The sequence below is a fragment of the Sorangium sp. So ce145 genome (genome assembly GCF_051525985.1).
Taxonomy (GTDB): domain Bacteria; phylum Myxococcota_A; class Polyangia; order Polyangiales; family Polyangiaceae; genus Sorangium; species Sorangium cellulosum_B.
The window spans coordinates 6,712,285-6,726,557 of record NZ_CP150315.1 but is presented as its reverse complement, the minus strand read 5'-3'; the positions used below and the strand labels follow the sequence as shown (position 1 = coordinate 6,726,557).

Here is a 14,273-nt window from a genome sequence, read left to right as displayed (position 1 = left end):
CGGCGCGACGCGCCAGCCGACGTCGCGGGAGGACGGCAACGTGACGGGATCTCTGCTCCTCAGCGTGCCCGTGCTGCTCGTCGGGGCGGCGCTCTCGCTGGGCCTGCGCTCGAACGGCGCGCGAGGCGCGGCCGCGATCGCCTCGCAAGCGATGGCCGCCGCGCTCGTGCTCGCGAGGGCCGTCCCCATCCTCCGCGGCGGCGAGGCGCTGGAGATCGTGTGGCGCTGGCCGACGCCCATCGACAGCATGGCGTTCCGCGTCGACGCGCTCGGAGCGTTCTTCCTCGCGTGGTCCCTCCCGATGACGCTGCTCGGCACGATCTACGCCGTCGGATACCTCCGCCCCTACTTCGATCGAGGGAGGAACGGCGGTCCACACTTCGCTCTCCTGAACATGGTCGCCCTGTCCTTCGTGCTGATCTACTCGGTGCAGAACGCCCTCGTGTTCTTGCTGGGATGGGAGATCGCCGCCCTCGCAGCGTGGCTGCTCGTCATCTGGGATTACCGCAACCAGAAGATCCGCTTCGCCGGCTTCAACTATCTCATCTCAACCCATGTCGGCCTCTTCGTCCTCGTCGCGGCGTTCATGCTGCTCCACAGCAAGACCGACTCCATGGATCTCGCCGTGTTCGGCGAATTCCTGTCGAGCCAGGACCCTGCGCGGGGGACGCTCTTCCTGCTCCTCGGGGTGGCGTTCGCGCTGAAATCCGCGTTCTTTCCGTTTCACACGTGGCTTCCCCGGGCCCACTCCGCGGCGCCGGCGCACATCTCAGCGCTCATGTCAGGCGTGATTCACAAGGCCGGCCTCTTCGCCTTTCTCCGCTTCACGCTGCTCATGGGACGACCCGACGAGTGGATGGGATGGAGCGTGCTCGGCTTCGGCGCGCTCTCCGCGTTCTTCGGCGTCCTCTCCACGTCAGCCGAACGCGATCTGAAGCGCCTGCTCGGGTACTCGTCGACCGAGAACGTCGGCATCGCAGCGATGGGCCTCGGGGTGGGATACCTCGGATGGACCTGGGGAGTCCCTGCGCTGACCCTGTGCGGCTTCGGCGGCGGCCTCCTGCACATCCTGAATCACGCGCTGTTCAAGTGCCTCCTGTTCTACGCCGCTGGGGCGATCTACCGCGCTGCGCACACCGTCGATCTCGAGCGGCTCGGCGGGCTCGCGAAGCGCCTCCCGCGGACATCCATCCTCTTCCTCATCGGATGCCTGGCCATCTCCGCGCTCCCGCCGCTCAACGGCTTCGTCAGCGAGCTCCTGATCTACGCCGGGCTCCTCTCGGGGCGCGCGCCTTCCAGTCAAGGCAGCGCGGTGACCATCGCAGCGGCGGCGGCGCTGGCCTTCGTCGGCGCGGTGAGCGCGCTGTCGATGACGCGGGCCTTCGGCCTCACATTCCTCGGCGTGCCTCGGGATCCAGGGCTCCACGTCGGCGAGGACGCGCCGAGTTCGATGCTCTGGCCCATGGTGGTTCACGCCGCGTTCGTGATCGCCATCGGCGTCGCTCCAGACCTGGGCATCGCAGCGATAGGCGCCGCGCTGAGGCTCTTTCCCATCGAGTCCAGCGCGAGCACGCTGCCAGCCCTGCTCACTCCGCTCGCATGGGCCAGCCGCGCGCTCGCTGGCGCCTTGCTCGTCGCCGGCGTGATCGGCTGGCGTCGAGGTCTAGCGGCGCGGCGGAGCGTCACCTGGGGGTGCGGAACCACCGCCACCTCGTCTCGCATGCAGTACACGGGGAGCTCATTCTCCGAGCAGTTCACGCGCATCTTCGCATCATTCTTGCCATCGCTTCGAAGGGAGCGGCTGCCCGAGGGGCCATTCCCGCAGCAGCCCGGCCATCTGTCAACACACCACGTCGACGCCGTCGAGCGACGCATGTTCGAGGTGCTCGGGCACGGAGAGAGCTTCATCGCTCAAGCTTTCGACCGCATCCCAGAACAGCCGCGCTTCGCGTTCTCCGCAGGGTTCGTCGCGCTCGTCATCATCGGAGCGATGGTGATCGGAGGGGTCGGCCGATGATGCTCACCCGCCTCGCGAACGTCGCCGCGCTCGTCGTCATGCCGTTCGTCCTCACCGGTGTGATCAACCGCGTGAAATCGCTGTGGTCCGGACGCAAGGGACCGCCGGTCCTTCAGCTGGCCCATGACGTGAGGCGACTTTTCCGGAAATCGTCTGTCTACAGCACGACGACGACACCGCTCTTCCGGATCGCGCCGTACGTGTTCCTCGCAACCGCGGTGGGCTCCGCCCTCATCGCGCCTCTTCTCGGTGCGACGCCCCTCGCGTCGTTCCAGCTCGATTTCGTGTGGTTCGCGTACGTGTGGGGGCTCGGCCGCGTCGCCGTCATGCTCGCCGCGCTCGACACGGGGAGCTCGTTCGAGGGGATGGGCGCAGCGCGGGAGGCCGTGTTCTCGTCGCTCCTCGAGCCTGCGCTGTTCCTCGTCACCGGCGCGCTGAGCTTCGTCGGGGGCCGACGCACCCTGCACGAGGCGCTGGCGCCGCACCTCCACGCCGGCGCATCCGCCTTCGTCTGGGGCGCCGCGGTCGTGGCGATGCTCATCGTGCTTCAGGTCGAGACGGCGCGCATGCCCGTCGACGACCCGACGACCCACCTCGAGCTCACGATGGTGCATGAGGTCATGATCCTCGACCACAGCGGCCCGGATCTCGCGTGCATCCACCTCGGCTCCGCGATCAAGCTCTTCGTCGGCGCGTCCATCGTCGCGACGCTCCTCAATCCTTGGGCGGGCTCCGGCGGCGCGGCCTGCGCCGCCGCGAACCTCGCCTTGACCCTCGCGGTCGGCGCCGTGATCGGCACGGTCGAATCCCTGGTAGCCCGGCTGAAGCTACGCTCTGTTCCGCAGTACATCGTCGTCGCGCTCGCCGCTGGCGTCGTCGCGCTCCTCGCGACCGTGTGGCGGGCGGGGGGCCCCGAATGAGCCCTCTCTTGAATACGCTGCTCGGCGTGCTGCTCATCCCCCTGTTCGTCGCGACGTGGCGGACGAGCCTGGCCGGCCTGTCCTGTCAAGGGTTCTTGATGGCGTGGGTGGCGTACCGCCTGAATCCGGACCTCGGCACCGTGGGTGACTGGGTCACCCTGGGCGATTTGGTCCTCCTGCGCGGGCTCGCCGCGCCGATCGCGCTCTACCGCGTGCTTCGATCGCAGAACGCGCCCAGGCGCAACGACGTCATCTCGCCGAACCTGCTCTCTTGGACGATCGCCCTCGGCGTCGTCCTCCTCGCTTTCAACTTCTCCGAATCGCTCGTCCCCGAGCACGGAGAACGGCGAACGCTCGTCGCGGTGGCTGCAGCTGGGGTCTTGCTCGGCTTCCTGGTGCTATCGACGCAATCCGGTCCGTTCAGCCAGATGGTGGGTGTTCTTCGCATCGAGAACGCGATCGCCCTGTTCGAGCTCAGCGGTGCGCATGAGCATGGCACGCTCGCCATCCAGCTCGGTCAGGTCGCCGTCGTCGCGGTGACGATCGCCCTCTATCGCTGGTATCTCGAGATGCTCGGCGCGAGCACCGTCGCGCAGCCCGATAGCCCCGTGGAGGGGCCCACGCTATGAGCTCGATCGCCCTCGTCCTGCTTCCTGCGCTGGCATCCGTGGCGCTCCTCGCGCGCGCCGCCCGCGAACGAGCCACGCTGGTCCTGGTCGGCGCTTCTGCGATCACAACCGCCCTCGCGATCATGGGGGCCGCGATGCCCCCCGACGCCCCGAGCCTTCTCGGGGGCTTCTTTCGCGTGGACGCGACTTCACGGCTCTTCATGACCGTCGTGGACTCGATCTTCCTCGGCATCTCCTTGTACGTGATGCATCGGGTGTACACGACCCCGGCGCTCCGCAAGGACATCGCGCGGTTCGTGTGGCTGGCTCTGTTGTTCCTGGCTGCAGCGAACGCGGTGCTGCTCGCGAATCACCTGGTGTTGCTCTGGATCGCGCTCGAGGCGACCACCCTCGCGGCCGCGCCCCTCATCGTGCGACCCGGCGTACCCGCGTCCCATCGAGCGTCATGGCGCTATTTGCTCTTTTCTTCCGTCGGGCTCGGCGTGCTCCTCGTCGGCTTCATCTGCCTCGGGCGCGGGCTCGAGTCCGGCGGCCAGGCTCCGACGTTCTTCCTCGATCGCCTCCTCGCGCCTCCCGCGATCCCGGTGAACGCCTGGACGAAGCTCGGGGCCGCGCTGGCGCTCCTCGGGCTGGGCACCAAGCTCGGCCTCGCGCCGATGTACAGCTGGCTTCCGGAGGCCTACGACGAAGCCCCGCCGGCCGTCGCGGCGCTCCTCGGCGCCATCCAGTTCAACTGCGTCCTCGTCGCCCTCTTCCGCGTCGTTCAGGTTCTCCGACCGACCCATGCGTCGCTTCTGGCAGGCGAGCTCCTCACGATGGGCATCGTCTCGGTCGTCGTGTCGACGGTCGGCATCATCGCGACTCGCAACCTGAAGCGTCTCATCGCTTATGCGTCGATCAACCACGCCGGCGTGATCGCGATCGGCCTCGGCGTCGGCAAGTCAGCGTCCTACGGACTTCTGCTCTACGTCCTGAGCAACGCTTTCATCAAGGCGATCCTCTTCCTGACGGCGGGCACGATCAAGGCTCACTATCATACCAAGGACACGCGCGAGATATCGGGCCTCATCGAGGACCTCCCGTACAGCGGTGGGTTCTTGATGGTCGGCACCTTCGCTCTGCTCGGCTTCCCCCCGTTCGGCAGCTTTCTCGGAGAGCTCCTGATCCTGTCCGCCCTCGTCGGCTCAGGGCAGATGCTCGTCTTCGCCGCCTTCTGCGTGCTGATCACGATGACGTTCGTGGCGACGGGACGAGCGGTGTTTCCGATGATCTGGGGTGAACCCACGAGGCAGCGCAGCTGGCCTCGGCAGACCCTGCCGGTCGCTCTGCCCAAGCTCGGGTTCCTCGTCGCGCTGGTCGTGCTGGGCGTCTACATCCCGCCGCCCGTCAGCTCGCTGCTCGCGCAGGTGGCTGTATGCCTGGAGGGGCCGTGAAGGAGTCGATGACCGTCCACCAGGTCGCCGTCGGCACGATCCCGAGGCTCGAGCCGGGGCCGTGGCGCGACGAGCTCTTGAAGCAGCTCCGCGCTGACATGCGTGTGGTCACGCTGTACGGCAGGCGCGACGTCGACCGTGTCGCGGTCACGGCGGTCCTGCAGGCGTCGGACCGTTCCCTGCACGTCTCGAGGACCGAGGTGGCCGCGGAGCGCGGGTACCACGAGATGACGACAGAGCACGCCGCGCTTCACTGCTTCGAGCGCGAGCTCCACGAGCAGACCGGCGCGCGGATCGCCGGACATCCGTGGCTCAAGCCGATCCGCTACGAGGGGCAGGAGCAGTCGGCGATGAGCTCGCACCCGTTCTACAAGATCGAAGGGAAGGAGGTGCACGAGGTCGCTGTCGGCCCCATCCATGCCGGGGTGATCGAGCCCGGCTCCTTTCGCTTCATGTGCCTCGGGGAGCAGGTGCATCACCTGGAGATCCATCTCGGTTATCAGCACCGTGGCGTCGAACGCCGCCTTCTCGAGCGTGACCCGCGGAGCCTGACCCCGCTCATCGAGACCATCGCGGGAGATACCAGCGTCGCCCACGCATGGGCGCACTGCTCCGCCCTCGAGAGCCTCGCGGGATGCCGGCTGGACATCGAAATCGAGCTCGCCAGGGCGGTCGCCCTCGAGCTCGAGCGGGTCGCGATGCACCTGTCGACGCTGGCCGGGATGGCGGCGGACGTCGGATTTCTGCAGGGAGCGACGACGTACGGCCGACTCCGAACCACGGCGATCAACACGATGATGCGGCTATGTGGCAGCCGCTTCGGCAAAGGAGCGCTACGCCCCGGTGGAGTCCGGATGCGGCTGCCGCCGGAGGCGCTGCCTGACATTCGGGCGAACCTCGACCTGCTTCAAGCGGATCTGCCGATCATCAACGATTGCTTTCTCATGGCACGAACGGTTCAGCACCGTCTGCGTTCGACGGGAACGTTGACGACCGCGCAAGCGCGGGAGCTCGGGCTCGTCGGACTGGCCGCGCGCGCCTCGGGGATCGAGCTCGACGCGCGCCACCTCGTGGAGCACGGGGCGTACAGCGTGGTGCCCATCCAGCCCGTCGTCTTGCCGGACGGCGACTGCTGGGCACGTGCGCGTATCCGCATCGCGGAGATCGAAGCGTCCCTGTCGTGGGTGTCGGCCGTCATCGCGCTCTACGCGAACTGGGAGCGCCCGCGGCCATCGATCGGCGAGCTCGCGCCGGACCAGCTCGCCATTTCGCTCGTCGAGGGGTTTCGGGGAGAGGTCGTCCACTGCGTCGAGACCGGCGCGCACGGTGAGGTGGTCCATTACAAAGTCCAGGATCCATCGCTCCGCAACTGGATGGGCCTCGCCCTCGCGGTGCGCGGCAACGAGATCTCGGACTTCCCGATCTGCAACAAGAGCTTCGACCTCTCCTACTGCGGGAACGATCTATGACCATGTTTTTGTCGCTCCGTGTACGTGCCTCCCAGGGCACGCAGGCCATCGCGGATCTCCGCAAGGCAACGCCGACCGGCTTCCGTGGTCGCCCGAAAATCCATCGCGGCCCGTGCGCGGCCGATTGCAGCGCGTGTCGTGACGCGTGCCCGACCCAGGCCATCGGGCTGGCTCCGGTGACGCTCGATCTGGGCCGCTGCGTCTTCTGCGACGCCTGCGCGGAGGGCTGCCCCGAGGCGAAGATCGAGTTCACGCCGGAGCCAAGGATGGGCGGGAACGAGCCCTCTGATCTCACGGTCCGAGAGGGCGAGGAGGAGATCGTGCGGGTCCGCGCTTCCGCGGCGTTCTCGAGGTTGTTCGGGCGGTCTCTGAAGATGCGCCAGGTCTCGGCCGGCGGCTGCAACGCCTGCGAGCTCGAGCTGAACGCCGTCACCAACGTCAACTTCGATGTGCAGCGGTTCGGGATCGAGTGGGTGGCTTCTCCGCGGCACGCGGATGCGCTCGTCCTGACAGGTCCGCTCACGCGCAACATGAAGGAGGCGGTTCAGCTGGCCTGGGATGCGATGCCCGACCCGCGGTTCATCGTCGCCGTGGGGGCCTGCGCCATCTCCGGGGGGCTCTACGACGGCGCCGCGGGCGTCGACCGCGGCTTCCTGGAGCGCGTCGGCCCTTCACTCTACGTCCCTGGATGTCCGCCGCACCCGCTCACCTTCGTGAACGCGGTACTCGATCTGCTCGGGATCGCGTGACGCGCGACGGCGCGTCACGCGTCGTCGTGGTGGTCAGAGCTCGTCCGCGCGTAGACCCGGACCGGCAGCCACGAGGCGCGCCTTTCGCCACATCCGCAGGACGTTCGGGAGCTCCCGATCGACGCGGACTTCGTCGTAGCTGTCCGGTACCCGCCCGCCGAATCCGTTGTACGTCAGGAGATAGGTCCCGAGCGGCGCCTCGTTGAGGAGCGCTTCGGCGGCCGCGGTGTCGCGCTGGTATCGATCGACCCCCAGCTCGACGTCATCATCGAGGTGGTCTTCTCGTCCGAAGAGATTCTCGCCGAACGGGTTGAAGAAGTAGTAGGCGTCCGCGCGCGGAACTTCCGCTCTCCCCAGGGTGGCCTCGACGAAGCGAACGCGGTCCTCGATCTCGTAGACCCGCGCGAGGCCGCGCGCCGCCATGACGAGCCGAGATCGCTGTTCGATCCCCGTGAAGTGGCTGCGTCCCGCCAGCGCCGCCGCCACGCAGAACTTGCCGGCGCCCGACCCGACATCGACGACGGTGCGAACGTCGAGCTCGTCCAGCCACTGGGCCGCGCGAACAGCGACCTCGATCGGCGTCCAGAACTGAGCGGAGACGCGGCGTAGATCGTCGGGAAGGAAGCGGTCGAAGTCGTGATTTCTGGGGCTGCGCCCCGCTCGCAGCGCCTGCGCGACGGCACCCGCCAGCGGTCCGGCCGCGCGGCCATCTACGGAGGAATGGTTTCTGTCGCGGCAGTCGTTCGCCGGCGAAGGTTTGGTATAATCTTCCACGAGTCCTCCCAGGTCAGCTCAATGCAGCGAATCGTGCAGCCGCTTGACGAGCGATCGGTGCTCGGCCAGCAGCGCCGCGGGGAGTCGATCCGCGAACTTGCGGAGGAACTCGAGCACACCGTCGGCCTCCCTCAACCACGCGCCGCTGTCGACCGCGAGCAGCTGGAAGAGCGCGTCTTTCGAGAGGTCCATCCCGGTCAGATCGATTCCCCGCTCATGCGGAAGGAGGCCGATTGCGGACTCGCGCGCGGTCGCCGTGCCCTCGACACGCTCGAGAATCCACTTGAGGACGCGGATATTGTCGCCGAACCCGGGCCACAGGATGCGCCCGTCGTCCCCCGTCCGGAACCAGTTGACATGAAAGATCTTCGGCGGACGACTGAGCCCTTTCCCAACGGCCATCCAGTGCGCAAAGTAGTCGCCCATATTGTACCCGCAGAAGGGGAGCATCGCCATGGGATCGTTTCTGAGGACGCCCACCGCGCCGGTCGCCGCGGCGGTCGTCTCGCTCGCCATGGTCGCACCGACGTAGACGCCGTGACGAAAGCTCCGCGCTTCGTAGACGAGAGGGGCGAGCTTCGACCGGCGCCCCCCGAAGAGGATGGCCGAGATCGGCACCCCCGTGGCGAGATCGAAGGAGCCGGCCGCGCTGGGACACTGGCGCAGCGGGACGGTGAAGCGTGAATTGGGGTGCGCGGCAGGAGACGTCGCGGCGCCGTTCGTCCACTTCGCGCCGCGCCAATCTTCGATGATCTCGTGCTCGTCGAGCTGGGACATCCCCTCCCACCATACGCGACGGCCCGCGCGCAGCGCGACGTTCGTGAAGATCACATCGTGCGCGAGAGCCTTCATCGCGTTCGGGTTGGTCTTGAGGCTGGTCCCTGGTGCGACGCCGAACATGCCGTTCTCCGGGTTGATGGCCCAGAGCCGTCCGTCGCTGCCGGGGTGCATCCAGCAAATATCGTCACCAACCGTCTCGATCTTCCACCCCGGGAGCGAGGGGACGAGCATCGCCAGGTTGGTCTTGCCGCACGCGCTCGGGAAGGCAGCCGTGACGTAGTGCGTGCGCCCCTCGGGGCTCGTCAAGCCGAGGATGAGCATGTGCTCGGCGAGCCAGCCTTCCGCGCGCGCTTGCGCGCTCGCGATGCGCAGCGCATGGCACTTCTTGCTGAGCAATGCGTTGCCGCCATACCCCGAGCCGATGCTCCAGATCTCGAGGGTCTCGGGGAAATGGACGACGAAGCGCCTGTCCGGCGAGAGGTCCCCGAGGCTGTGGATGCCACGCACGAAGCTCTCCGCAGCGCCGAGGTGACCGAGCGCCGCGCGGCCCATGCGCGTCATGATCCGGAGATTGAGAGCGACGTACGGGCTGTCGGTAAGCTCGACCCCGACGCGGCTGAAGGGCGAACCCGCGGGGCCCATCAGGTACGGCACCACGTACATCGTCCGGTCCTTCATGGCGCCTGCGAAGAGCGGCCATACGCGCGCCTGCGCCTCCTCTCGGCTCATCCAGTGGTTCGTGGGTCCCGCGTCCTCCCGTCGTGGCGTCGAGATGAAGGTGAGGTGCTCCGTCCTCGCGACGTCCGTCGGATCCGATCGATGCAGGAATGAACGAGGGTGAGTCCGTGGATCCAGCTCGATGAACGAACCGGAGAGCGCCATGTCGCGCTCCAGGGTGATCCGCTCCTCCTCGCTGCCGTCGCACCAGCGGATGCGTGCAGGTCGCGTGTGTTCGGCGATCGCCTGGACCCAGGCGCGGAGCGCGCGGTTCGTCGTGGGAGCTTCGTTCATGGTCTTGGTCTTGGTCACAGCAGAATCCGTCACAGCAGAATCCGTGCCGGAGCAGGGGCTGGCCGTGAACCGCGCCAGGAGCGCTCGAAGCGGCGCGCTTTCTCGGCATTTCCAGGGCGAACTGCCGACGAATTCCGCCGGTCGAGGGGCGACGTGGATCGCCGGAGCCGATCTCGTGGTCGGGCTTGCAGGTTACGACAAGATCGCTCACTATTTCTCGCGTGGGAGAGCGGAAACGACGACCTGACGTGGTGTTTGAGCCGATCATGCGCTCCCACGCCATGAAGAAGGCGGACCAGATCCTTCGCGCCGTCGCCGCGAAGGACGTCACCCTGACGCTGATCGGCGAGAGCGGCTCCGGCAAGGAGGTGCTGGCGAGGCGCGCGCACGAACTCTCCGAGCGCCGGCGGGGGCCGTTCGTGCCCATCAATTGCGCGGCCATCCCCGACGCGCTCTTCGAAAGCGAGCTCTTCGGTCACGAGCGCGGCGCGTTCACCGGGGCAAGCGAGCGAGCGAAGGGCAAAGTCGAAGCGGCCGAGCGGGGCACGCTCTTGCTCGATGAGATCGGTGATATGCCGATGCCGATGCAGGCGAAGCTCCTGCGATTCCTCGAAAACCGCCGGTACATGCGCGTCGGCGGCGCGACGAAGATCGAGGCGGATGTCCGGTTGATGTTTGCCACGCTACGACCCCTCGATCAGGAGGTGCGCGCGGGTCGTTTTCGCGCCGACCTGTTCTATCGAATCCAGGGCATCACGCTCAATGTCCCCGCTTTGCGTGAGCGACGCGCTGACATCGCGCCCCTGCTGAATCAGTTCGTCGCGCAGCACTCGGCGCGACACGGGGTCCGCCCGCCGAGGTTCAGCCGGCAGGCCAAGGCGCTGCTGCTCCGTTACGACTGGCCTGGCAACGTGCGCGAGCTCCGGAACGTCGTGGAGACGCTCTGCTTGCTCCGGGATGGGCGGCAGGTGCGCGTGGCCGATCTGCCCGAGAGCGTCCGTTCGCTGGCCGTGCCGGAAGAAGCCGCCGCGGGCGTGTCGCGCGCCAGCACCTCGCCCGCGCTCGACCTCGACGATGGATTGGAGTCGCTCATCCAGCAGATCGTCGAGGCGGCGCTGGAGCGCGACGGGGGCGACAAGGTCAAGGCGGCGGCGCGACTTCGGATCAGCCTGAGGACGGTGCAACGCTACGTCGCAGCGGGGCGCGTGCGGGTGCCGAGCGGGCCTGCCCGTCGAGAGCAGAGGGCGGCGAAGAAATGAGCCGCGTCGGCCCGGCCGACTGCCGACTACCCAGGTTGGGGCCTCCCGCAGGTCGCGGTGACGACCGGAGCCGCCCAGGTCGCGGTAACACGTCTCTCTGGGCTCACTCGCGTTCAGCTATCAGAACGAAGCGCTCGCGCACGCGCGCCTCGTTCGACTCGTGACGGACGTGGATCTCATACCGGCCCGGCTGAGCCACGGCCACGCCGAGCGGCGCGTCGCCTCGGTAGCGCGTCAGCCTGTGCGAGCAGCGCTCCTGCCGGCAGTGTTGCTCCAGCGATCCACCTTCGCCGTCAGGCAACCGCACGCGCACGTGCTCCGGCACCTCGAGCTGGACCACCGCCGGCTCGTCCGCGTGGCGGTGGGTCCACAGATCGAGGTGCGTCCACGCGTGCCCTTCGTCAGGCAAGGCGACGGCACGCTCCTCGGATCGCTCGATCGCCGGAGAGCACGCGCCCCTGTCGCCCGCCACGAAGACGGCGACCGCCAGCGCGGCGAGCGCCGGGGCCACGATGGACACCCTCCACCCCCAGCGGTCGCTCGCCCGCTGCGAGCGCGCGCCGCCGGCCGCCGCCGGGCGCTCCGGTCGCTCGGGGAGCTTGCTCAGCGCGCGCTCGACGAGCGCATCGGAGGGGCTCATCGAGCGCAGCGCCCGCATGCTCGCCGTGAGATCCGGCGGAACGGGAGGCAGATCGTCGTCGTGCTCGCTCACGTCGAACCCTCCCGCTCCGCGACGACGCGCGGCGCCGCCAGACGTTCGTAGGCGTCGCGCAGCCGCGCGCGCCCGCGGGCGTGGCGGCTCTTCACCGTCCCCTTGGGGATCCCGAGGAGCTCGGCCACGCTGTCATATCCGACTTCCTCGATGTCGCATAGCACCACCACGGTGCGAAATTCCTCCGGCAGCTCCTGGAGGCACGCAAGGAGCACTCCAGTGTCCTGGCTCAAGATCGCGGCCGCCTCGGGGCTCGACACCTCGGCGCGAGGGAGGATGCCGAGCGCGTCGGTGCACACCTCGACGAGCCGATCGAGCAGGCTGCGGCGCCGCGCCTCGGTCCGGTAAGCCTCCAAGTACTCGTGCCGAGCGATCCCGCAGAGCCAGACGCCGAGGTCGGAGCGTCCCTCGAAGGACGCCGCGTGGAGGTATGCCTTGAGCAACGCGTTCTGGAACAGATCGTCCGCCTGGTCTCGCGCGCCGCAGAGCGAGGCGCAGAATCGATAGAGCCGAGGGAGCACCGGGCGCACCGCCGACTCGAACTCCGCGCGCGATTCGCCGAGGGGGGGTCGCGATTCGGTCATGAGGGCCGCTCGAGCATCTAGAGCGTCGAAGGCCGGAACTCTAGCGTGGAATGGCCGGAGGGGTAGCGCCCGCTGCTCGCGCCACGAGGGGGCGAGCGACGTCGCCCCGAAGGAGTAAGAAATGTCCATCGGGCTGCCCTGGGACGGAACCGATCCGCGCCGAGGTTCCTGGGCGCCGTACGAAATCGTCACCCCGAGCGGGAACCTCCGACCGACTGGTCCCGTCCTGGGCCGTGTTCTGACGAACAGCGGGCCCACAGGGTGCCCCAACTCCAAGGCGAGCACCGCATGTCCAATCCGAAGATTTCGAGGGCGCCGACGTCCTCGGCGTCCACGTGGAGGAACGACCTGGTTTCAGGGTTCCTCGTTTTCTTGATCGCCCTGCCGCTCTGCCTGGGCATCGCCATGGCGAGCGGGTTTCCCCCCATCGCGGGCGTGCTCACCGCCGTCGTCGGTGGCATGGTCGCCACCTGGCTCGGCAGCGCGCCGCTGACCATCAAGGGGCCCGCCGCGGGCCTCATCGTCATCGCGCTGGGCGCCGTTCAGGAGCTCGGCGGTGGGGACAACGCCGTGGGCTACCGCCGCGCGCTCGCCTGCATCGCCGTCGCCGCGGTGACACAGATCGTCTTCGCCCTGGCGCGCGCGGGCACGCTCGGCGACTTTTTCCCCTCCTCGGTGGTCCACGGCATGCTGGCGGCCATCGGGATCATCATCTGCTCGAAACAGGTCCACACGCTCGTCGGCGTCACGCCTGCGGCGAAAGACCCGCTCCACCTGATCCTGGAGATCCCGCGCAGCCTGTCGCGCCTGAACCCCGAGATCGCCTCGATCGGCGTCCTCTCGATGATCCTCCTCTTCGGCTATCCAGTCGTCGCCAAGAGAGCGCGCTGGGCGCAGAAGATCCCCGCGCCGATGCTGGTGCTGGCGCTGTCCGTACCGCTCGCCTATCTCTTCGATCTCGAGCACGAGCACACGTACACGCTCGCGGCGACCCACACGACGTACGCGATCGGGCCGAGCTTCCTCGTCAACCTGCCGGGAAACCTCATCCAGGCGATCGCCTTCCCGGACTTCAGTCACGTCGGCACGCCCGCGTCCATCAAATATATCGTCATGTTCTCGCTGGTGGGCAGCATCGAGTCGCTCCTGTCCGCGAAGGCCGTCGACGCGCTCGATCCCGCGAAGCGCCGCTCCGACCTCGACAAGGATCTGCTGGCCACGGGCGTGGGCAACCTCATCGCGGGCCTGCTCGGCGGGCTGCCGATGATCTCCGAGATCGTTCGCAGCTCCGCGAACATCGGCTACGGCGCGAAGAGCCGGTTATCCAACTTCTTTCACGGGACCTTCCTCCTCCTCTTCGTGGCCTTCGCGCCGGGCCTCATCCACCGGATCCCCCTCGCCGCGCTCGCCGCCATGCTCACCTTCACGGGCACCCGCCTCGCGTCGCCCAGGGAGTTCGCGAAGACGCTCCGCATCGGCAGGGAGCAGCTCGTCATCTTCGCCACCACGGCTGCGATGTGCATCGTCTCCGATCTGCTCGTCGGCGTCGCGGCCGGCATCGCCGTGAAGCTGCTCATCCACCTGACGAACGGCGCGCCGCTGCGCGTCCTCTTCCGCTCCGAGGTGGACGAGCGCGTCGAGGCGGGGCGGGTCGTGCTGCGCGTCAAGCATGCCGCCATCTTCAGCAATTACCTCAGCATCCAGCGGAAGATCGAGAGCCACGCGCACGTCTCGAACATCGAGATCGACTTCGCGAATGCCCGCCTGGTCGATCACACGGTCATGTCCAACCTGCATGAGCTCCAGGGCGTGATGGAACGAAATGGGCGGAAGTTGACCCTCGCCGGCCTCGGCGATCATTTCCAGATGTCATCCCACCCGCTCTCGGCGAGGAAGCGGCCTGTCATCAGCCCTGTCGCCGAGCGCTGAATCGAGT

The 14,273-nt window shown here is 67.9% G+C and carries 12 protein-coding genes; 8 read left to right on the top strand and 4 right to left on the bottom strand.

The annotated features are described in order from the left end of the window. The first annotated feature begins 40 nt into the window (after positions 1 to 40). The 6 genes from WMF34_RS24700 to WMF34_RS24675 are packed head-to-tail and all read left to right on the top strand — an operon-like array spanning position 41 to position 7,217. The gene (locus tag WMF34_RS24700; RefSeq protein WP_012237433.1) at positions 41 to 2,017 is read left to right on the top strand and encodes a proton-conducting transporter transmembrane domain-containing protein; all 1,977 of its coding nucleotides are present in this window, start codon (positions 41 to 43) and stop codon (positions 2,015 to 2,017) included. Continuing rightward, on the top strand, positions 2,014 to 2,937 hold the full coding sequence (locus WMF34_RS24695) for a respiratory chain complex I subunit 1 family protein (protein WP_437989308.1): 924 nt from the start codon (positions 2,014 to 2,016) through the stop codon (positions 2,935 to 2,937). Before WMF34_RS24700 ends, WMF34_RS24695 begins: the two co-directional genes overlap by 4 nt. 8 nt (positions 2,938 to 2,945) lie before the next feature. Beyond that, positions 2,946 to 3,566, top strand: a complete 621-nt coding sequence (locus tag WMF34_RS24690) for a hypothetical protein (RefSeq protein ID WP_044965687.1) — start codon at positions 2,946 to 2,948, stop codon at positions 3,564 to 3,566. Beyond that, entirely contained in the window at positions 3,563 to 4,999 is a 1,437-nt protein-coding gene (locus WMF34_RS24685) for a proton-conducting transporter transmembrane domain-containing protein (protein ID WP_437989307.1), read from the top strand. Before WMF34_RS24690 ends, WMF34_RS24685 begins: the two co-directional genes overlap by 4 nt. Positions 5,000 to 5,007: 8 nt before the next feature. Next, the gene (locus WMF34_RS24680; protein WP_437989306.1) at positions 5,008 to 6,468 is read left to right on the top strand and encodes a hydrogenase; all 1,461 of its coding nucleotides are present in this window, start codon (positions 5,008 to 5,010) and stop codon (positions 6,466 to 6,468) included. Between the two features lie 2 nt (positions 6,469 to 6,470). Next, on the top strand, positions 6,471 to 7,217 hold the full coding sequence (locus WMF34_RS24675; RefSeq protein WP_437989305.1) for an NADH:ubiquinone oxidoreductase: 747 nt from the start codon (positions 6,471 to 6,473) through the stop codon (positions 7,215 to 7,217). A gap of 33 nt (positions 7,218 to 7,250) precedes the next feature. Here the strand turns inward: WMF34_RS24675 and WMF34_RS24670 are convergent, their stop codons facing one another. Beyond that, positions 7,251 to 7,991 (bottom strand): hypothetical protein, encoded by a 741-nt coding sequence (locus WMF34_RS24670; protein ID WP_437989304.1) that lies wholly within the window; start codon positions 7,989 to 7,991, stop codon positions 7,251 to 7,253. A gap of 18 nt (positions 7,992 to 8,009) precedes the next feature. Beyond that, a complete protein-coding gene (locus WMF34_RS24665) occupies positions 8,010 to 9,800 on the bottom strand; it encodes a phosphoenolpyruvate carboxykinase (GTP) (RefSeq protein WP_012237426.1) in 1,791 nt (596 codons plus the stop codon). A 167-nt stretch (positions 9,801 to 9,967) separates the two neighbouring features. Here WMF34_RS24665 and WMF34_RS24660 point away from each other — a divergent pair, with 167 nt between their 5' ends. Further along, entirely contained in the window at positions 9,968 to 11,041 is a 1,074-nt protein-coding gene (locus tag WMF34_RS24660; protein WP_157906885.1) for a sigma-54 interaction domain-containing protein, read from the top strand. Positions 11,042 to 11,144: 103 nt separating this feature from the next. On the opposite strand, the gene WMF34_RS24655 is transcribed toward WMF34_RS24660, so the two are convergent. Together WMF34_RS24655 and WMF34_RS24650 are read right to left on the bottom strand one after the other, a co-directional pair. Beyond that, entirely contained in the window at positions 11,145 to 11,753 is a 609-nt protein-coding gene (locus tag WMF34_RS24655) for a hypothetical protein (protein ID WP_437989303.1), read from the bottom strand. Continuing rightward, a complete protein-coding gene (locus WMF34_RS24650) occupies positions 11,750 to 12,337 on the bottom strand; it encodes an RNA polymerase sigma factor (protein ID WP_044965681.1) in 588 nt (195 codons plus the stop codon). The genes WMF34_RS24655 and WMF34_RS24650 overlap by 4 nt, the downstream gene beginning before the upstream one ends. A gap of 288 nt (positions 12,338 to 12,625) precedes the next feature. On the opposite strand from WMF34_RS24650, the gene WMF34_RS24645 reads away from it, so the two are divergent. Continuing rightward, a complete protein-coding gene (locus WMF34_RS24645) occupies positions 12,626 to 14,266 on the top strand; it encodes a SulP family inorganic anion transporter (RefSeq protein WP_437989302.1) in 1,641 nt (546 codons plus the stop codon). The last annotated feature ends 7 nt before the right edge of the window (positions 14,267 to 14,273 follow it).

Excerpts from the sequence above, each read along its gene's own strand:
- WMF34_RS24695 (WP_437989308.1), top strand. The coding sequence starts at position 2,014 with ATGATGCTCACCCGCCTCGCGAACGTCGCCGCGCTCGTCGTCATGCCG.
- WMF34_RS24685 (WP_437989307.1), top strand. The coding sequence starts at position 3,563 with ATGAGCTCGATCGCCCTCGTCCTGCTTCCTGCGCTGGCATCCGTGGCG.
- WMF34_RS24680 (WP_437989306.1), top strand. The coding sequence starts at position 5,008 with ATGACCGTCCACCAGGTCGCCGTCGGCACGATCCCGAGGCTCGAGCCG.
- WMF34_RS24675 (WP_437989305.1), top strand. The coding sequence starts at position 6,471 with ATGTTTTTGTCGCTCCGTGTACGTGCCTCCCAGGGCACGCAGGCCATC.
- WMF34_RS24650 (WP_044965681.1), bottom strand. The coding sequence starts at position 12,337 with ATGACCGAATCGCGACCCCCCCTCGGCGAATCGCGCGCGGAGTTCGAG.
- WMF34_RS24645 (WP_437989302.1), top strand. The coding sequence starts at position 12,626 with ATGTCCAATCCGAAGATTTCGAGGGCGCCGACGTCCTCGGCGTCCACG.